The organism is Pseudonocardia cypriaca, assembly GCF_006717045.1.
In the GTDB taxonomy this organism is placed as follows: Bacteria; Actinomycetota; Actinomycetes; order Mycobacteriales; family Pseudonocardiaceae; genus Pseudonocardia; species Pseudonocardia cypriaca.
On sequence record NZ_VFPH01000002.1, the window covers coordinates 1041291 to 1058380 of the forward strand.

Below are 17090 nucleotides of genomic sequence, written 5' to 3' on the forward strand. Positions count from 1 at the left end.
CGGCCTACCGGAGGTGGCGCAGGGCGGAGTGGGTGAACGCCTCCGGGTTGACCACGTGCTGCGGACGCCTGCCGTCCCGCACGTCGAGCACGGCCCGGATCGCGCTGGTGCCGTTCGTGAGCGCGAGCTCGTCGGTCCAGCAGGTGGCGTGCGGGCTGAACAGGGTGTTCGGCGCCGAGAGGATGGGGTCGTCGGGCGCGGTCGGCTCGTCGCGGAACACGTCCAGGGCCGCCCCGGCGATGCGGCCCTCCGTGAGGGCGGCGGCGACGGCGTCCTGGTCGACGATCGGTCCGCGGGCGACGTTGACGAGGAACGCGGAGGGCTTCATGCGCGCGATCGCCGCGGCGTCGACGAGGTTGCGGGTCTCGTCGGTGAGGGCTGCGGTGACGACCACGAAGTCGGCACCGGCCAGCACGCTGTGCAGGTCCCCGAGCTCGACACCGACCTCCGCGGCGGCGGCGGGGTCGGCGTAGGGGTCGTGCGCGGTCTGGTGCATGCCGAGCGGGGCGAGGAGGCCGCTGATCGTGCGGCCGACGTTGCCCCAGCCGACGAAGGCGACGGTGCGCCCCGTGAGGCCGGTGCCCATGAAGTCGAGCCGGTCCTGCCAGCGGTGCTCGCGCACGAGCCGGTCCTTGTCGAGCAGCCGGTGCGAGATGCCGAGCATCAGGGCGAGCGCGGCCTGGGCGACCGGCCGCGCCACCGCGTCGCGGGTGATCGTGAGCAGGGTGCCGTGCGCGGTGAGCGCGGCGACGTCCACGTTGTCGTAGCCCACCCCGAACCGGGCGACGACCCGCAGCCGGTCGGCCTCCTCCAGCGACCGCGCCGTGACCCTCGGCAGGAGCCCGATCAGCGCGTCGAGGCCGGCCAGCTGTTCGGGCGGGATCTCCCCCGCCGTGACGTCCAGGAACCGGTGCTCGACGCCCGGCGCGTCCGCGAGCAGCGACAACCCGATGTCACCCCAGCCGATCCGCCCGTCCGGGGTGAGGAAGTCCCCGGTGAGCCCGACCTGGAACGTGCTCGCCATCAGCTGGTCCTCTCGATGGTGACGGGTCGCGGGGACCGTAGCGAGGGCCTCGGAAATTGGTCAACCGGTTGCTAGGTTGGACCGGTACTCGACGGCGAGAGGAAGGCGGAGACCCGTGACCCTGCCCGTGATCGCGAAGGCCAGGTCGGGCGAGCTCGCGCTCGGCACGTTCGTGTTCGAGTTCGCGACGAACGGGATCGGCCGGCTCGCCGCGCACGCGGGTGCCGAGTTCGTCCTCTACGACGCCGAGCACACCGGCTGGGGCTGGGAGACGCTCGGCGGGCTCGTGGCGACCACCCGCCCCACCGGCGTCCCGGCGTGGATCCGGATCCCGTCGGCGTTCGACCGCACCTTCGTGAGCCGCGCCCTCGACGTCGGTGCGAGCGGGATCATGGCGCCGATGGTCGGCTCGGCCGAGGTGGCGGCGCAGCTCGTCGACTGGGCGAAATACCCGCCGGACGGCAGCCGCGGCGCCGCCTTCGGCGTGGCGCACGACGACTACCGCGCCGGCGACAACGTCGCCACGATGCGCGCGGCCAACAGCGACAACGTGGTGATCTGCCAGATCGAGACGGTCGCGGGGCTCGAAGCCGTCGAGGAGATCGCGGCGGTGCCCGGCGTCGACGTCGTGTGGGTCGGGCACTTCGACCTCACCAACTCGATGGGCATCCCCGGCCGGTTCGACCACCCCGACTACCTCGCCGCGCTCGACCGCGTCGCCAAGGCGGCCGCCGACACGGGCACCATCGCCGGGTTCATGCCGACGTCGGTGGAGCAGGCCACCGACCTGATCGCCCGCGGCTTCACGCTGCTGGCCTACAACGGCGACCTGTGGCTCTACCAGCAGGCGCTCGCGTCCGGGCTCACGGCGATCCGGTCCGCCGCGAAGGGGTGAGGGTGGTCGCCGACACCGGCGGCCCGGCGCCGATCCGCCGGGACAGCCCGGTGAGCCAGGTCGCCCGCCGCCTCCTCGACGAGGTGACGGCGGGCGGCCACCGCGCCGGCTCCCGGCTGCCGTCCGAGCGGCGGCTCGCCGAGTCGCTCGGGGTGGGGCGGTCGGCCATCCGCGAGGCGATCGCCGTGCTCGAGGTGCTCGGGCTCGTCGAGGTGCGCGTCGGCTCGGGCACCTACGTGCGGGGGACGATCTCCGACCTGCTGCCCCAGGCGATCGACTGGGGGCTGATGCTCGGCGAGCGGCACACCCGCGACCTCGTCGAGACCCGCCTGCACCTGGAGGCCGTCACCGCCCGGCTGGCCGCGCAGCGCGCCACCGACGACGACGTCGCCCGGCTGCGCGCCCGGCTGGACCGGATGCGGGAGACCGCGGAGGCGGTGGCCGAGTTCACCGAGGCGGACGTCGACTTCCACCTGGAGGTCGCGCGGATCGCGGGCAACACCGTGCTCCGCGACATCCTGCACAGCGTCCGTGCCCTGCTGCGGGTGTGGATCCAGCGGGCGGTCGGGGCCGACGGCGACACGGCCGCCACCCTCGCCGAGCACGTCGCGGTGTTCGAGGCGATCGAGCTGCGCGACCCGGACCGGGCCGCGACGGCGATGGGGACCCACATGAAGTCGGCGAGCGCAAGGCTGGAGCGCTCCCTGAGCACTGGCGCCTGAGGGGCGTACCCGAGCGACAGCAAAGTGGCTTTACCGACACAGGAAGACAGACAGCAAAGCCACCTTGCTGTCACGTGGCGGCGGCGCCTCCCGGGCGCACCACGGCCTTCACGCACTCCCGGTCACGCAGGGCCGCCAGCGCGTCCGCGTAGTCGTCCAGGGCGAACGTGTGCGTCACGATCCCGTCGGTGGCGACCCGGCCGGTGCGGATCGCCTGCAACGCGCGGTCGAAGCTGTACGCCTGGCTGAACGAGCCCTTGATCACCAGCTCGCGGCGGAACACCTCGTACGGCGACACGGTGAGCCGGTCGTTCTCGTCGGTCATCCCGTAGACGAACACGGTGCCGCCGTCCCGGGCGAGCGGCACGCACAGTTCGAGCACGCCGACGGCGCCGGTGGCGTCGACGACCGCGTCGAAGCCCTCGGGGGCGAGCTCCCGCAGCCGGGCGACGGACGCGTCCGGACGCTCGCGGTCCACCCGCACCGTCTCGTCGGCGCCGTGGCGGGCGGCGAGCTCCAGCTTCGCCGCGGTCGGCGCGGCCACCGTGACCCGGTTCGCGCCCGCATGGCGCAGCAGCTGGGCCAGCAGCAGCCCGGTGGGGCCTGCGCCGAAGACCACCACGTCGCTGCCCGGCGGCAGTTCGAGCACGTCGAGGCCGTGCATCACGCAGGCGGTGGGCTCGGTGAGCACGGCGGCCTCGGGCGCGAGGTCGTCGGCGGGATGGCACTTGCCGGCCGGCGCCACGATGTACTCCGCGAACCCGCCCGGCGCGTTCACACCCTGCGCCACGAGCACGCGGCAGAACGCGGGACGGGCGCGCCGACAGCTCGTGCACACCCCGCAGGACTGCATGTTGTCGAGCACCACGCGCTGGCCGGCCCGCAACCCGGTGACGCCGTCGCCCACCTCGTCGACCTCGCCGACGATCTCGTGGCCCGGCGTGAGCGGGTAGACCGGGTCGAACTGGCCGTCGTGCAGGTGGGCGTCGGTGCCGCACACCCCCGCGAGCACCACCCGCAGCCGCACCTCCCCCGGGCCCGCGTGCGGGTCCGGCACCTCGGTGACGGTGAAGCTGCGGGGCTGGTCGTAGACGACGGCCTTCACGGCCGGAAGCTACCAAGCCGTGCCCTCAACTGATCAACGACGGGCGCGCTCCGCCTTGCCGTCCAGGCCCAGCATCGCCAGCATCTCGGCGCATTCGGCGACGTCGATGGCCCGGCCTGCGACCACTCGGGCGGCCCGGCGGTTCTGCTCGACGTGCACGGCATCCGCGGCGGCCTGCGCCATCGCGAACCTGCTGTGATCGTCGGTGCGGGAAGGGTGTCCGGTCCAGCTCATGTGTCCGTGCTCCCTCAATCGTCCCGCCGAAGGCCACCCGGTGCGGGGGCGGCTCGTGTGGCGCGACCGTGCGTCAGGCGGCGATCTGCACGAGGCGCACACGGAGTGCCCGCCCGACCTGACCCGATGACCATACCCCGCGACGGGCGGCATCGCCGATCATGCGAGGCGGCGCATGCGCCCGGACGCCGTGCTCATACGCTGTCCGGCATGGTGGGGGAACCAGCGGCGGGCCCGTCGCTGCTCTACGCCGTCAAGCAGGTCGAGCTGGCCGTGCGGGCCCACCTCGACGAGCTGCTGCGCCCCACCGGCACCACCGCGCTGCAGTACACCGCCCTCACCGTCCTCGCCCGCCGCGACGGCCTCACCAGCGCGGAACTCGCCCGCAACGCGTTCGTCACGCCGCAGTCGATGGGTGACCTCGTCACCGCGCTCGAGCGCCGCGACCTCGTGGCCCGCCACCGCGATCCCCGCCACGCGCGCCGCCTGCTGATCAGCCTGACCCCGGCGGGGCAGGAGCTGCTCACGCGCGTGGAGGCGCAGGTTCGGGCCCTGGAGGAGCGGATGCTCGCCGACCTCACCGCGGACGAGCGCGCCGACCTGCGCAACTACCTCAACCGCTGCCGCAGCGCACTGGCCGACGGCCCCGCCCGCTAGTGCCCCGGGTCAGCTGCGGCCGGCCTCCTCGTCGGGGATGACGTCGAGCGCGGCCACCGCCTCCCGCGCCCGCGGGTCCAGCTCGGCGTAGAGCGCGCGGAACAGCCGCCACGCCGGCTCGGCGGGCCACCCCGGCGGGAGGTGCTGTGCGGGCAGGCGGGGGTCGCGGCGGATCACCTGCAACCACTCGGTCTGCAGGACGAGCTGGGCCGCCAGCGCGTCGGGGAGCTCGGGGCGCCGCCGCGGGTCGGACCACCGGTCCAGGAAGCCCTGGTAGCGGCCGGCGATCGCGTCGAGGTCCCACGCGTCCCGCACGAGCGCGTCGACGTCGGTGGGCGGCAACGCCCTGGCCGCGAACACCTTCACGTGCGCCGCCGCCTCCAGCCCAGCACCGATCACGGTGAAGTCGACGGGCGACGGGGCGATCCACAGCCCGCCCTGCAGCGGCCCGAACCCGGCCCAGAGCAGCCGGGAGCGCAGCTCGTGCCGCTGCCGCTGCCAGGAGTCGGGCAGGGTGAACGACAACAGCGTCCATGTGCCGTCCCACCCGTCGTGCACGGCCTCCGTGCGCCAGATGCGCACCTCTCCGTCGTGGAGCACCTCGCGCGAGCGCGGCGTGAGCCCGAGGTAGACCTTGCGCCCCCGGCGCACCCGGCGCAGCAGGTCGCGGCGCGCCATCCGGGAGAGCGTGGAGCGGGTGGCGTGCTCGGAGACGCCGACCCGGTCCAGCACGTCGATCACCGCGCTCGTCGCCACGTGGACGCCGCGGCCCAGCAGGTACCCGCCGAAGAACGTGAGCAGCAACGGCTGCGGCCGCTCGGCGGGGGAGGACATGGGACAAGCCTAGAGACTGATGTTGGGCAGATCGTTGGCCGCCGTGACGAAGCTGCCTACATTCGCCCGCAGCGGACCGCGGCAAGGAGGCCCCCGCATGACCGGACCACGCTCCCGCACCCAGCTTCGCCGCGCTGTGGCATCGAGCTACCTCGGCAGTCTCATCGAGTACTACGACTTCCTGCTCTACGCCACGGCGTCGGCGGTGGTGTTCAACAAGGTCTTCTTCTCATCCCTCGACCCGCTGGTCGGCACGGTGGCGAGCTTCGGCACCCTCGCCACCGGCTACCTCGCCCGGCCGCTCGGCGGAGCCCTCTTCGGTCACTACGGCGACCGCATCGGCCGCAAGCGGATGCTCATCCTCACGATGGCCCTGATGGGCGTCGCGAGCGTGCTCATCGGCCTGCTCCCGACGTACGGGCAGATCGGAGCCCTCGCACCGGTGCTGCTCATCGTGCTGCGCATCGCGCAGGGCGTGGCGGTCGGCGGCGAGTGGGGCGGGGCCGTGCTGATGTCGGCCGAGCACGCCACGAGCCGCCGCGGCCTGTGGGCGAGCTTCACCAACGCGGGCGCGCCGAGCGGGATGGTGCTCTCCACGCTGGTGCTGGCGCTCGCCGCGGGAGCCACCGGCGAGGAGCAGTTCCTGGCTTGGGGCTGGCGGATCCCGTTCCTGCTCAGCGCCGTGCTGCTGGCGGTCGGCCTGTTCGTGCGCGCCAAGGTGGAGGAGACGCCGGTGTTCGCCGCCTCCACCGCGCCGGAGCGGCCCCCGCTGATGGAGGTGCTCACCCGGCACCCACGCGCGCTGCTGCTCTCGATCGGCGTCGGGTTCGGGGCGTTCGTCGCGCAGGGCACGCTCACGGTGTTCGTCATCTCCTACGCCGTGCAGGCCGGCTTCCCGCGGCCAACCGTGCTGAACGCGCTGACGGTCTCCTCGGTGGTCGCCGTCCTCGGGATCATCGGGTTCTCGGCGCTGTCGGACCGGCTGGGCAGGCGCCCGGTCGTGCTCGCAGGCGCGATCGCGATGGCCGGCTGGGCGTTCCTGATCTTCCCGCTGATCGACAGCGGCTCCACCGCGCTGCTCGTCCTCTCGGTCGTGGTCGGGCAGGGCGTGGTGCACGCGTCGATGTACGGGCCGCTCGCCGCCCTGTACAGCGAGCTCTTCCCCACGCGCTCGCGCTACACCGGCGCCTCGCTCGGCTACCAGGTCGCCGGCATCGGAGCCGGGCTCGCGCCCGTCGTGTTCGCCTCGGTGATGGCCGGATCGGCGAGCTCCACGGCGGTCTCGACGATCATCGCGGCCTGCTGCCTGGTGAGCGTCGGCTGCATCCTGGTCCTGGGAGAGACGTCCCGCCTGGACCTCACGAGCGAGCCCCAGGCGCGCGCACTCCCCTGACCCTTCCGACGAACGGCGCGTTGGTCGGAACCTATCCGACGAACGCGCCGTTCGTCGGGATCGGGCTCGTCGGGAGCGAGCGGAGATCGGCCTCCGCCACCGCGACCGTGGCGGCACGGCCGGGCTCCAGACCGCCGGCATCCGCCGCGAGGCAGGTGAGGGTGCCCGCCGCCGTGTCCACGTCCACGCGGGTGGTCCCGCCCAGCGGGATCACCCGGCGCACGGTGCCGGGGACCCGCAGCCCGGTCCCCTCGCCGACCGTGCAGTTCTCCGGGCGGGCGACGTGAAGCTCCGGGCGGCCGGTGACGGCGGGCGGCAGCACGTTGGTGAACCCGACGAGCCGGGCGCAGTCGGCGTCGACCGGCCGGTCGAGCACGTGCCCGGTCGGCCCGAGCTGGCGGATCCGCCCGGCGACGAGCAGCGCGGTGTGCCCGGCGAGCGCCACGGCCTCGTGCCGGTCGTGCGTGACGAGCACGGTGGCGGTGTCCAGCCCGGCCAGCACGGTGTGTAGGTCGGCGAGCAGGTCGGCGCGGGTGGTGGCGTCGAGCCCGGCGAACGGCTCGTCGAGCAGCAGCACCCGCGGCGTCACGGCGAGCGCCCTGGCGATGGCGACCCGCTGCGCCTCGCCGCCGGACAACGTCCGCGCGGAGCGCGCCGCGAGGTGGCCGACGCCCAGCGCGTCCAGCCAGGGCGCCGAGCGGCGCCGCGCCTCCGCGCGCCCGACCCCGCGCAGCCGCAGGCCCGCCGCGGCGTTCGCCGCCACCGTGCCGCGGCGCAGGATCGGCCGCTGCAGCACCGCCGCGACCGCGGCGCGCAGCTCGCGGGCCCCGGCCGGTTTTCCGTCGAGCAGTACATCGCCGCTGCGATGCATACCCCCGGACCGGATCACGAGGTGCCCGAGCGCGCGCAGCAGCGTCGACTTCCCCGCGCCGTTGGGCCCGAGCACAGCGAGCACCTCACCCGCGGCGACGTCGAGTACCGGAACGTGCAGCAGCTCCCTGCCGTGCCCGCGCACCCGCAGGTCCCGGCAACCGATCCGCGAGCTCACCGCTGCCCGGCGAGCGTCACGACGAGGTTCACCGCGAACGCGAGCAGCAGCAGGACGAGCCCGAACGCGATGGCGAGCCCGAACTCGCCGCGGCTGGTGGCGAGCACGGCCGCGGTCGTGAGCACCCGGGTCTGCCCTGCGATGTTGCCCCCGACCATCTGCGCGGCGCCGACCTCGCTGACCACGGCACCGAACGCCGCCATCGCCGCGGCCAGCAGCGGCAGGCGGGCCTCCGCCCCGAGGGCGAGCAGCGCCCGCACCCGGGTGGCGCCGAGCCCCTGCATCTGCACGAGGAACTCCGGGTCGACCTGCTGCAAGGCGGCCGCCACCAGCGCCACGACCACCGGCGTCGCGATCACCGCCTGGGCGATCACCATCGCGGTCGGCGTGTACAGCAGGCCGAGCCCGCCGAGCGGGCCGCTGCGCCACAGCAGCACGGTGACGACGAGCCCCACGACCACCGGCGGGAGCCCCATCCCGGTGTTCGCCGCTGCCAGCAGCACCCGGCGCCCGGGGAACGACCCGAGCGCGATCGCCGCGCCGAGCGGCACCCCGACGAGCGCCGCGACCAGCGTGGCGCCGAGCGAGACGCGCAGCGTGAGCAGCGTGATCGCCCAGGTCTCGGCGTCGCCGGAGAACAGCAGCGAGAACGCCTGCGCCACGCCGTCGAGCAGGACGTCCATCAGGGACCGGTGGGATCGGGCTCACCGGCGTCCGGCACGAACAGCGGCTGCCCGTACTCCTCCCGGCCGAACTCCCCGATCCGCCGCTGCGCATCCGGGCCCGTGATCCAGTCGGCGAAGGCCGCCGCGGCCTCCGGCTGCACCCGCTCGCCTGCCCGCTTCGTCACCTCGATGACGTGGTAGACGTTGAACAGCCCCGGGTCGCCCTCCACGAGCAGCGCGAGCCCACCGGGCTGCGTGAGGTAGGTGCTCCGGTCCGAAAGGGTGTAGCCGGCCTTCTCCGCGGCCACCCGCAGCGTGGCGCCCATGCCCTGCCCGGTCTCCTGGTACCAGGGCGCTCCCGGTGCCACGCCCGCCTTCTCCCACAGGGACTTCTCCCGCGCGTGCGTGCCGGAATCGTCCCCGCGCGAGACGAACACCGCCCCGGCGGCGGCGATCCGGCGCATCGCCTCGCTTACGGTGGCGCCGCGGACGCCCGCCGGGTCGGCTTCCGGCCCGAGCAGCACGAAGTCGTTGTGCATGACGAGCAGGCGCCGCCCCGCCGTGCCCTCCGCGACGTAGTCCTCCTCGGCGGCGGGCGAGTGCACCAGGAGCACGTCGGCCTCGCCGCGCCTGCCCATCTCGATCGCCTGCCCGCTGCCGACGGCAACGGGTTTCACGGCCCAGCCGGTGGCGGCGGTGAACGCCGGGAGCAGGTCGTCGAGCAGACCGGAGTCCTGCGTGCTCGTGGTCGTCGCGAGGACCAGCGACCGCTCGGCGGACGGCCCCGCCGCGGGCGACCCGCACGCCGCGAGCACCAGCAGGACGATGGCCACGATCGCTGCTCGCATCTGTGCTCGCACAGATCGGGACTATAGGCTCCGCAGCCGTGACGCGGTACCGGGAGATCGCCGCCGAACTGGCGGGCCGGATCGGCGCGGGCGACCTCGCCGAGGGTGCCGAGCTGCCCGGCGTGCGCGAGCTGGCGCAGCGGTTCGGCACCACGGCGTCGACGATCGGGCGGGCCGTTCGCGCGCTCGCGGACGCGGGCGTGATCGTCACCGCCGACCGGCGCCGGACCCGCGTCGCCCCCGGCGGAGCCGTCGCCGCCCGCCGCTTCCTGCACGGCGAGCGGGTGTTCCGGCTCGCCGGCAGCGACGACCCGGCCCTCGACGTGGTGCTGCGCGGGCTCGGCCGCGCCGTCCGGTCGATCGGCACGGAGGGGAGCTTCGGCGGGCTGCGGGCCGTCCGGCAGGGCCGCGCCGACGGCGCCGCCGTGCACCTGCTGCACCACAGCGGCCGCTACAACGCCCCGTTCGCCTGCGGGCTGCTGCGCGGACTACGACCGCACCTCATCCACCTGTGGCGCCGCGAGCAGGGCCTGCTCGTGCCACCGGGCAACCCCCGCGGCCTCGCCTCCGCCGCCGACCTGGCTGGGCTGCGCGTCGCCAAGCGCCGGTTCGGCACCGGTACCCGCGTGCTGCTCGACCGGCTCCTGCGCGACGCGGGCCGGGAGCCCGACGCCCTGGCCGGCCCGGAGACCGGCTCGCACCTCGAGACGGCGCTGTCGGTGGCGGCGGGCGTGGTCGACGCTGGCCTCGCGGTCCGCTCGGTGGCCGCCGACCTCGACCTCGACTTCGTGCCGCTGGTCTCCGAGGAGTACGACGTGGTGCTCCCGGGCGACGCCCTCGACGCGGCAGCCCCCCTCGTGGCCACCCTGCTCGACCCGGCCACCCGCGCCGCGGTCACCGCCCTGGGCGGCTACGACGCCTCGGAGGCCGGGAAGGTGGAGGACCTGGACGCCTGACCGCGACTCGCGTACATCCACACCGCGACTCGCGGACAAGGTGAAGCCCACCTTCCGCGAGTCGCGGTCTGAGTGCGGGCGAGTCGCGGTCTGGGGTACGCGAGTCGGGGTCTGGGGGTACGCGAGTCGGGGTCGGCGTTCAGGTCTGGGGCGTGCCAGAAGCCCAGGCCGACAGGCGCGGGGCCAGGGCGGCGTAGACCGCGGGGTCCGTGCCCATGCCGGTGTGGCTGCTCGCGACCTCCACCCACTCGGCCTCCGGGTCCTGGCAGGACCGCCAGCCGACCACGCCGTCGTCGCGGGAGTAGATCGAGACGGCGGGCACCGGCAGCGGCGCGGCCAGGCCGACCGCGGCGGCCGCGCTGCACGGCCCGGTGAGGCAGTCGTCGTCGACGAGGCCGCGCACTCCGAGCTCGGACAGGCGCACGACGGCCGGCAGCACGACGGTGGCGAGCCCGCCGGCGTCGAGCGGGTCGAGCACCGGGCTGCCCAGCATCGCGAGCCCGCGCACCAGGTCGGGCCTGCGGACGGCGATGATGCGCGCCAGCATGCCTCCGCGGCTGTGCCCGACGAGGACGACCGGTCCCCCGGTGCGCGCGGCGTGGTCCGCGACGCGCCGCTCGAGCCGGTCGACCAGCTCCTCGGTGCAGCCGACGTTGATCCCCAGCCCGGCGCCGGTGGGGATGTACCCGCGGCGGGCGAGCCAGCGGCGCAGCATGCCCATGGACGCGTCGGCGCCGGCGAAGCCGGGCGCCACCACCACGCCGATGCCGCCACCGTCGGCCCCGGCCGCCCGCCAGACGGGGTGGCGCACCAGGGCAGGCGCGGTCAACCCGAGCGCGGGCGGGAGGGAGCGCCCGACGTGCCGGACGATGCGCTGCACCGCGGGCCACGGGAGCGCGGGCAGGTCGACCGTCACCGGCTCACACCCCCCGCTCGGCGCGCAGCAGCCCGCGCTCGACGGCCTTGACCAGGGCGGCGTGGTCGGCCTCGGTCTGGTCGGCGTAGGCGCGGGCGAACCGGCAGAGCGCGTGGTCCAGGTTGTCGGACCCACCGACGTATCCGGCGATCATCGACGCGCCGCTGGTACGCGCATGGCCCTTCGCGAGCAGATGTCCGAGCACACCGGCATAGTCGGCGAGCGCCCCCGCATCGATAGCATCGAGCGGCACGGTGCCCTTCATGTCCCGGAACTGCCGCACGTAGTACTGGCGCTCCCCCACGGTGGCCCAGCCGAGGAGCGGGTCGCTCACCGTCTGGAGCGCCTGCTGGTACTCGACCACCCGCTGGCCCTGGTGGGCGTGCCATGCCGACTCGCCGTGCACGTGCCGCGCCAGCACCGACCGGCGGGCCTGCTTGAGCTGCAGGAACACCACGTCGTCGGGCGAGGAGCCCTCGAGCAGCGCCACGTACGCCCGCAGCCCGACGCTGCCGACGCCCACCACCTTGTGCGCGATGTCGACGATCGTGTAGCCGCCGAGCGCCCGCCGCCAGTGCGAGGCGAGGGTGAGGAGGTACTCGTCCAGCGCCGCGGCCAGCTGCTCCGCCTCTGCGTCCGGCACGCGCGTGATGAGCGGGGGCTCCTCGACGATCCGGCGCCTGTCCCCGACCTTCTGGGTGAACCGGGGCAGTGCACGGTCGCTGGTTCGGTTGCGGGCCCGCCTGGCGGCCCGCTCGATCTCGGCACGCAGCGGCTTCGAGCTCTCCTGGGCGAGCCGGTCGACGTCGAGCCGCTGGTAGGAGCGGGAGAGCAGCGGCTGGTCGGCGAGGAAGCGCACCTCGTCCCGGTACGCGGCGCAGCACGCCATCACGGACGAGCCGCAGGCGTCCTCGCTCGCGCCGTTCTGCCGCCCGGCCACCCAGATGCTCGCCACGAGCCGGCGCAGGTCCCACTCCCAGCTGCCGGGGTGGGCCTCGTCGAAGTCGTTGAGGTCGATCACGAGGTCGCGTTCGGGCGAGGCGTAGAAGCCGAAGTTGCCCAGGTGGGCGTCGCCGCAGACGACCGGCATGATCCCGGTGGCGGGAAGGCGTGCCACGTCCTCGGCCATGACGACGGCGGTGCCGCGCAGGAAGCCGTACGGCGACTCGATCATCCGTCCGACCCGCACCGGGACCAGCCGTTCCACCCGGCCGACGTGGCTCTCCATGATCAGGCGGATCGGGTCGGAGCGGCCGGTCGACGGGCTCCAGTCCGCGAGCGACGAGCGCGGCACCCGCTTGCGCAGCGCCTTGCCGAGCGCGTAGCGCTCGGCCCGCTCCACGGGTCGCTGCCGCAACGACGAGTAGGGCGTGCCGTCGGCGTCGGCGAGAACGGTGTGGCCGCGCACCGTCGCCTGAGCAGGGCCTGTCACGCCGTGATGTTACGCCCAGGGGTTCGCTAACCCCGGACGACGCCGATCGCAACGGCGAGCAGGGCGCCACCGGTCACGGCGTCGACCGCCCGCCGCACGCGGCTGCGAGCGAGCGCGGCCCGCCCCCTGGCGGCGACCGCGATCACCACCGCCCACCACAGCATCGACGCCACCACCGTGGTGCCGGCGAGCAGGAGCAGCTGAGCGGTGACGGTGGGTCCCGGCACGACGAACTGCGGGATGAGCCCCAGGAAGAACAGCAGCGCCTTCGGGTTGAGCAGGTTGCTCGCGACGCCGTCCAGGTAGGGACGCGGGCTGTGCACGCGGGCCGACACCGCCTCCGGGTCGCGGGTGAGCGCGGCCCGCAGGGCGTGCGCCGCCAACCACACCAGGTACGCGGCGCCGGCGAGGCGGATCGCCGTGAGCACGTCCGGCAGGGCCGCGAGCACGGCGGAGAGCCCGACCGCGGCCGCTGCGGTGTGCCCGGCCAGCCCGGTCACGATCCCGGCTGCGGCCCGCACGCCCCGGCCCGGACCCGCGAGCGCGTGCCTCAGCACCACGGCGAAGTCCGGGCCTGGCGTGCACAGCACCACCAGCAGGACGCCGACGAACGCCGTCCAGCGCTCGAGCGTCACGGCACCGGCTCCGGGACGGGATCGGTCAGGGCGGGCAGGTGCCTGGTCAGCCTGCGGACCGCGTTGCCGGACCCGAGCAGCGCGATGGCGTGCACCCCGATCTCGGCGGTCGGGGTGCCGGCCACGGCCGCGGTGTAGTCGGCGTAGGTGGGCGAGGCCTGTGCGAGGTCCGGGAAGGCGAGCGCGGTGACGCCTGCCTCCTGCGCGGCGGCGCGCAGTGCGGCGAGCTCGGCGGGCGATGCGGCGAGGACGGGAACGACGATCTCCGCGATCCCGGCCCAGTGGCCGCCGGACGCGTCGGTCAGGTCGGGCCCGAGCGCGGCGGCGCCCGCGGCACCTGCGGACGCGCCGAGCACGGCGGCGGCGTTGGCGATCAACCAGCGGGGGGAAGCGGGGTCGAGGACCAGGACACAGCGGGGAGGCATCCCCTGATTCTCGGAGCACATCCGGAACGCAGCAACCAGGTCCGGATATCGTCCGGGCCATGCCACGTGAAAGCACCCTTGATCCGGTCGACTGGCGAATCCTGCAGCAGTTGCAGGACGACGCGTCCATCACCAACAAGGAGCTGGCGGCCCGGGTCGGCCTACCCACGTCGTCGTGCCACGAGCGGGTGCGGCGGCTGCGGGAGCTCGGCGTGATCATGGCAGTGCGGGCCGTCGTGGACCCCGCCGCCGTCGGGCGCGGCCTGCAGGCATTCGTCGCCGTGCAGCTCCGCCCGCACCGCAGGGAGCTGGTGGAGGCGTTCACGGCCGCCGTGCTGGCGCTCCCGGAGACGCTCGCGCTCTACACGGTGTCCGGCCCGGACGACTTCTTCCTCCACGTCGCGGTCGCCGACAGCGGCCACCTGCACCGCCTGATCGTCGACCACCTCACCACTCGCCCGGAGGTCGGCCACGCCCAGACCCACCTGATCTTCGACCGGCCGATGACGGCTCCGGTACGACCCACCCGCTGATTCAATACAGAGCAGTACTGTATCGTAACTACCGTGCCCGGTCGTCCTCGAAACCCCGGAGCGGATGCCGCCATCCTGGCGGCCGCGCTCGACCTGCTGCTCGAACGCGGCATCGCGGCCACGAGCATCGAGCAGGTGGCGCGGCGCGCGGGGGTCACCCGCGCCACCGTGTACCGGCGCTTCCCCGACCGGACGCAGCTGCTCATCGCCACCATGGAGGCCGCGTACGGCGACCCGCCCGCGGCGCCGGAGATCCGTGACGTGGAGCAGCTGCTGAGCGGCTGGGCCCACGCGCTCGCCGACCCGCGCCAGCGCCGCCTGCTCCGCCGCCTCTACGGCGCGCTCGACGAGCTCCCGGAGCTCGCCGAGGCGTACCAGGCGCGCTTCGGGCAGCACCGCGACGCCGCCCGCCGCCAGGTCCTCGCCGACGCCCGCGACCGCGGTCAGCTGCCGGCCGACACCGATCCCGAGGTGCTGCTGGACGTGCTCACCGGGGCCGTCTGGCAGCACCTGGCGTCCCGCCCGGACACGAGCACACCCACCGAGGTGGAGCGGTTCCTGCGCTCCGTGCTGCACCACGCCGGCTACCGCCGAGAAGGAGATCGAGATGGAACCCGCTAGCCCCGAGGCACAGCGGCGCACCCGGGCGTTCGCCCGCGTCATCGGCCCGTACGTGGCCACGTTCGGGATCGTGTACGCGATCCGCCTGCCCGATCTGGGCGGCCTGGTCGGCGACCTGTTCGCCCAGACCTTCAACGTGCTGATCCTCGGCGCGCTGATGCTCGCCGCCGGGTTGCTGATCATCGGCCTGCACCGCAGCTGGCGCGGCCCGCTCGCCGTGACGATCTCGCTCTTCGGCTGGTTCGTGGCGATCCGCGGGTTCCTCCTGATCGCCGCGCCGTCGACGATCGAGGCGGGCGCCGGTGCCACCCTGCTCTCCCCGACCGCGACGGTCGTGGCCCGCGTGTTCTTCGCAGCGCTCGGCGCGCTCGGCCTGGTGCTGGCCTACGCCGGCTGGTTCACGAAACCGAACCACGAGGTAATAGCCGGAGTGAGCTAGTTCGGGTGGAGGAGCGCTCGGCCCGTCGACGGGTCGAAGACGTGGGCGCGGCGGGCGTCGAGGAGCAGCTGGGCGTGCGCTCCCTTCCGCAGCGACGTGCCGCCGGGGATGCGCGCGAGCAGCCGGGCGCCGTCGGCCTCCCCCGGCAGGCCGACCTCGGCGCTCACCACGGCGTCGCGGCCCGGCCGCTCGACGCTGCGAACCGAGACCGGCACCGCGACGGAGCCCGGATCGGCGTCGGGCCCCGCCTCCGTGACGTCCTCGGCACGCAGCCCCAGCAGGACGGGCGAGTCGACGCGCGAGGCGAGCGCGTCGGGCACCGGCCCCCACAACGGAATGGTGCGCTCGCCGACCCGGAATCCGGCCGAGCCGCCCGACGTCACCAGCCGGGCCGGGAGCAGCCCGATCCCGGGGCCCCCGACGAACTCGGCGACGAACGTGTCGGCGGGCGCCTCGTACACCCGGCGCGGCTGGTCGACCTGGCGGACCCGGCCCTCGTGCAGCACGGCGAGCCGATCCCCGACGGCCATGGCCTCCGCCTGGTCGTGGGTGACGTAGAGCGCGCCGACGCCGGTCTTCCGGACGGCCTCGACGATGGTGCGGCGGGTGCGGGAGCGTTCGGCGGCGTCGAGGTGGGCGAGCGGCTCGTCGAACAGGAACGCCCGCGGCGTGCGGACGAGCGTGCGCCCGATCCCGGTGAGCCCGGCCTCGCCCGCGGAGAGGGTGTGGGGCAGCCGGGGCAGCAGGCGGACCAGCCCGAGCAGCTTGCTGCGCGCCACGACCCGCTGCGCAGCCTCCGGCGCCGGCACCCCGAACGCGCCCGCCGACCGCGTGAGGTTGGCGGCCACGTCGAGGAACGGCACGAGCGTGGTGGAGCGGAAGACCATCGAGATGTCGCGCTGGGCGACCGGGACACCCGTGACGTCGCGCCCACCCACCAGGACCCGCCCGCCGCGCAGCTGCTGGAGCCCGGCGACGGCACGCAGCGCGGTGGTCTTGCCGCTCCCCGACGGCCCGACGACCGCGAGCACCTCACCGGCCTCGGCCAGCAGGGTGACCCCGCGAAGGGCGGGGTCTCCGCCGTAGGTGACCGTGACGTCCACGAGCCCGGTGCGTCGCCCCATACCGGTGTCCACGTCAAGGAACGGTAAGCACTGCCCCTGACAATTGTCATGCGAGTTCCGCCGAGGACCCCGCCCGTTCGTCGGGTCAGGTCCGGCCGGCCGGTGCGCGGTCCAGCTCCCGCTCGTAGCAGACCGAGAGCTCCGAGTCGGCGTAGTGGCCGAAGTTGGGGATCCGCCGGTAGCCGTGGCGCTCGTAGAAGGCCATCGCGTCCGGCTGCTCGGTGCCCGTCTCCAGCTTCAGGAGGATCCAGCCGCGGCGTGCGGCTTCGTCCTCGAGGGCCGCGAGCACGGCGCGGGCCACGCCCGTCCGCCGCCGGGAGGGCACCACGTACATGCGCTTCACCTCACCTGCCCCGTCCCCGAGCGCGCGGAGCGCGCCGCACCCGATCGCCCGGCCGGCGGCGTCGCGGGCGAGCAGGAACACGGTCGTGTCGGCGGCGGTGGGGGCGGGACCGGGCTCGCTGTCCGGGGTGCCGTAGCGCTCGGTGAGCTCGGCCCGCTGCGCGGTGCGCAGCGCGACGGCGTCCGGATGATCGAACGGGACGGCCTCGACGTGGAGATCGGCAACCACGCCGTAGACGCTA

The 17090-nt window shown here is 74.5% G+C and carries 21 protein-coding genes; 8 read left to right on the top strand and 13 right to left on the bottom strand.

Going from position 1 to position 17090, the window contains the following annotated elements; genetic code table 11:
- Positions 1-4 precede the first annotated feature (4 nt).
- Positions 5-1024, bottom strand: a complete 1020-nt coding sequence (locus FB388_RS22500) for an NAD(P)-dependent oxidoreductase (protein ID WP_142104188.1) — start codon at positions 1022-1024, stop codon at positions 5-7.
- A 115-nt stretch (positions 1025-1139) separates the two neighbouring features.
- Here FB388_RS22500 and FB388_RS22505 point away from each other — a divergent pair, with 115 nt between their 5' ends.
- Together FB388_RS22505 and FB388_RS22510 are read left to right on the top strand one after the other, a co-directional pair.
- Complete coding sequence (locus FB388_RS22505; protein ID WP_142104189.1) at positions 1140-1919, top strand: HpcH/HpaI aldolase family protein; 780 nt, start codon at positions 1140-1142, stop codon at positions 1917-1919.
- A gap of 2 nt (positions 1920-1921) precedes the next feature.
- On the top strand, positions 1922-2641 hold the full coding sequence (locus tag FB388_RS22510) for a FadR/GntR family transcriptional regulator (RefSeq protein ID WP_246122291.1): 720 nt from the start codon (positions 1922-1924) through the stop codon (positions 2639-2641).
- A gap of 70 nt (positions 2642-2711) precedes the next feature.
- On the opposite strand, the gene FB388_RS22515 is transcribed toward FB388_RS22510, so the two are convergent.
- A complete protein-coding gene (locus FB388_RS22515) occupies positions 2712-3746 on the bottom strand; it encodes a zinc-dependent alcohol dehydrogenase family protein (RefSeq protein ID WP_142104191.1) in 1035 nt (344 codons plus the stop codon).
- Between the two features lie 33 nt (positions 3747-3779).
- Positions 3780-3980: a hypothetical protein gene (locus FB388_RS22520; RefSeq protein ID WP_142104192.1), complete on the bottom strand. Its 201-nt coding sequence runs from the start codon at positions 3978-3980 to the stop codon at positions 3780-3782.
- 210 nt (positions 3981-4190) lie between these two features.
- Here FB388_RS22520 and FB388_RS22525 point away from each other — a divergent pair, with 210 nt between their 5' ends.
- A complete protein-coding gene (locus tag FB388_RS22525) occupies positions 4191-4637 on the top strand; it encodes a MarR family winged helix-turn-helix transcriptional regulator (RefSeq protein WP_142104193.1) in 447 nt (148 codons plus the stop codon).
- 9 nt (positions 4638-4646) lie between these two features.
- On the opposite strand, the gene FB388_RS22530 is transcribed toward FB388_RS22525, so the two are convergent.
- Entirely contained in the window at positions 4647-5471 is an 825-nt protein-coding gene (locus FB388_RS22530) for a PaaX family transcriptional regulator (RefSeq protein WP_142104194.1), read from the bottom strand.
- A 97-nt stretch (positions 5472-5568) separates the two neighbouring features.
- Between FB388_RS22530 and FB388_RS22535 the strand changes: the two genes are divergently transcribed.
- Positions 5569-6864 carry an MFS transporter gene (locus FB388_RS22535; RefSeq protein WP_142104195.1) on the top strand — a complete coding sequence of 432 codons (1296 nt, stop codon included), beginning with the start codon at positions 5569-5571 and terminating at the stop codon, positions 6862-6864.
- Between the two features lie 31 nt (positions 6865-6895).
- On the opposite strand, the gene FB388_RS22540 is transcribed toward FB388_RS22535, so the two are convergent.
- Genes FB388_RS22540 through FB388_RS22550 form a run of 3 tightly spaced genes read right to left on the bottom strand, consistent with a single transcriptional unit; the run spans position 6896 to position 9425 of the window.
- Complete coding sequence (locus tag FB388_RS22540; RefSeq protein ID WP_142104196.1) at positions 6896-7912, bottom strand: ABC transporter ATP-binding protein; 1017 nt, start codon at positions 7910-7912, stop codon at positions 6896-6898.
- On the bottom strand, positions 7909-8595 hold the full coding sequence (locus FB388_RS22545; RefSeq protein ID WP_142104197.1) for an ABC transporter permease: 687 nt from the start codon (positions 8593-8595) through the stop codon (positions 7909-7911). The genes FB388_RS22540 and FB388_RS22545 overlap by 4 nt, the downstream gene beginning before the upstream one ends.
- Positions 8595-9425: an ABC transporter substrate-binding protein gene (locus FB388_RS22550; RefSeq protein ID WP_142104198.1), complete on the bottom strand. Its 831-nt coding sequence runs from the start codon at positions 9423-9425 to the stop codon at positions 8595-8597. The genes FB388_RS22545 and FB388_RS22550 overlap by 1 nt, the downstream gene beginning before the upstream one ends.
- A gap of 38 nt (positions 9426-9463) precedes the next feature.
- On the opposite strand from FB388_RS22550, the gene FB388_RS22555 reads away from it, so the two are divergent.
- Positions 9464-10381, top strand: a complete 918-nt coding sequence (locus FB388_RS22555) for a substrate-binding domain-containing protein (RefSeq protein ID WP_142104199.1) — start codon at positions 9464-9466, stop codon at positions 10379-10381.
- A 139-nt stretch (positions 10382-10520) separates the two neighbouring features.
- Here FB388_RS22555 and FB388_RS22560 read toward each other — a convergent pair whose 3' ends face one another.
- The 4 genes from FB388_RS22560 to FB388_RS22575 are packed head-to-tail and all read right to left on the bottom strand — an operon-like array spanning position 10521 to position 13789.
- Complete coding sequence (locus FB388_RS22560; RefSeq protein ID WP_246122293.1) at positions 10521-11297, bottom strand: lysophospholipase; 777 nt, start codon at positions 11295-11297, stop codon at positions 10521-10523.
- A 4-nt stretch (positions 11298-11301) separates the two neighbouring features.
- Positions 11302-12729, bottom strand: coding sequence for a DUF2252 domain-containing protein (locus FB388_RS22565; RefSeq protein WP_142104200.1), 1428 nt, complete (start codon positions 12727-12729; stop codon positions 11302-11304).
- A gap of 26 nt (positions 12730-12755) precedes the next feature.
- Entirely contained in the window at positions 12756-13364 is a 609-nt protein-coding gene (locus FB388_RS22570) for a LysE family translocator (protein WP_142104201.1), read from the bottom strand.
- Positions 13361-13789: a DUF2000 family protein gene (locus FB388_RS22575; RefSeq protein WP_170225788.1), complete on the bottom strand. Its 429-nt coding sequence runs from the start codon at positions 13787-13789 to the stop codon at positions 13361-13363. The genes FB388_RS22570 and FB388_RS22575 overlap by 4 nt, the downstream gene beginning before the upstream one ends.
- A gap of 59 nt (positions 13790-13848) precedes the next feature.
- Here FB388_RS22575 and FB388_RS22580 point away from each other — a divergent pair, with 59 nt between their 5' ends.
- From FB388_RS22580 to FB388_RS22590, 3 genes are read left to right on the top strand one after another with little or no spacing between them, the layout of a single operon-like run.
- Positions 13849-14322, top strand: coding sequence for an Lrp/AsnC family transcriptional regulator (locus FB388_RS22580; protein WP_142104203.1), 474 nt, complete (start codon positions 13849-13851; stop codon positions 14320-14322).
- 33 nt (positions 14323-14355) lie between these two features.
- Positions 14356-14943 carry a TetR/AcrR family transcriptional regulator gene (locus FB388_RS22585; RefSeq protein WP_142104204.1) on the top strand — a complete coding sequence of 196 codons (588 nt, stop codon included), beginning with the start codon at positions 14356-14358 and terminating at the stop codon, positions 14941-14943.
- Positions 14930-15382, top strand: coding sequence for a hypothetical protein (locus FB388_RS22590; protein WP_142104205.1), 453 nt, complete (start codon positions 14930-14932; stop codon positions 15380-15382). The genes FB388_RS22585 and FB388_RS22590 overlap by 14 nt, the downstream gene beginning before the upstream one ends.
- Here FB388_RS22590 and FB388_RS22595 read toward each other — a convergent pair.
- Positions 15379-16518, bottom strand: coding sequence for an ABC transporter ATP-binding protein (locus FB388_RS22595; RefSeq protein WP_142104206.1), 1140 nt, complete (start codon positions 16516-16518; stop codon positions 15379-15381). The two genes, FB388_RS22590 and FB388_RS22595, sit on opposite strands and share 4 nt — an antisense overlap.
- A gap of 73 nt (positions 16519-16591) precedes the next feature.
- Positions 16592-17077: a GNAT family N-acetyltransferase gene (locus tag FB388_RS22600; protein ID WP_142104207.1), complete on the bottom strand. Its 486-nt coding sequence runs from the start codon at positions 17075-17077 to the stop codon at positions 16592-16594.
- Positions 17078-17090 lie beyond the last annotated feature (13 nt).

Bases quoted from the DNA above. Each gene is read 5' to 3' on its own strand.
- FB388_RS22500 (WP_142104188.1), bottom strand. From the start codon at position 1,024: ATGGCGAGCACGTTCCAGGTCGGGCTCACCGGGGACTTCCTCACCCCG.
- FB388_RS22520 (WP_142104192.1), bottom strand. From the start codon at position 3,980: ATGAGCTGGACCGGACACCCTTCCCGCACCGACGATCACAGCAGGTTC.
- FB388_RS22525 (WP_142104193.1), top strand. From the start codon at position 4,191: ATGGTGGGGGAACCAGCGGCGGGCCCGTCGCTGCTCTACGCCGTCAAG.
- FB388_RS22530 (WP_142104194.1), bottom strand. From the start codon at position 5,471: ATGTCCTCCCCCGCCGAGCGGCCGCAGCCGTTGCTGCTCACGTTCTTC.
- FB388_RS22535 (WP_142104195.1), top strand. From the start codon at position 5,569: ATGACCGGACCACGCTCCCGCACCCAGCTTCGCCGCGCTGTGGCATCG.
- FB388_RS22545 (WP_142104197.1), bottom strand. From the start codon at position 8,595: ATGGACGTCCTGCTCGACGGCGTGGCGCAGGCGTTCTCGCTGCTGTTC.
- FB388_RS22550 (WP_142104198.1), bottom strand. From the start codon at position 9,425: ATGCGAGCAGCGATCGTGGCCATCGTCCTGCTGGTGCTCGCGGCGTGC.
- FB388_RS22575 (WP_170225788.1), bottom strand. From the start codon at position 13,789: ATGCCTCCCCGCTGTGTCCTGGTCCTCGACCCCGCTTCCCCCCGCTGG.
- FB388_RS22580 (WP_142104203.1), top strand. From the start codon at position 13,849: ATGCCACGTGAAAGCACCCTTGATCCGGTCGACTGGCGAATCCTGCAG.
- FB388_RS22590 (WP_142104205.1), top strand. From the start codon at position 14,930: ATGGAACCCGCTAGCCCCGAGGCACAGCGGCGCACCCGGGCGTTCGCC.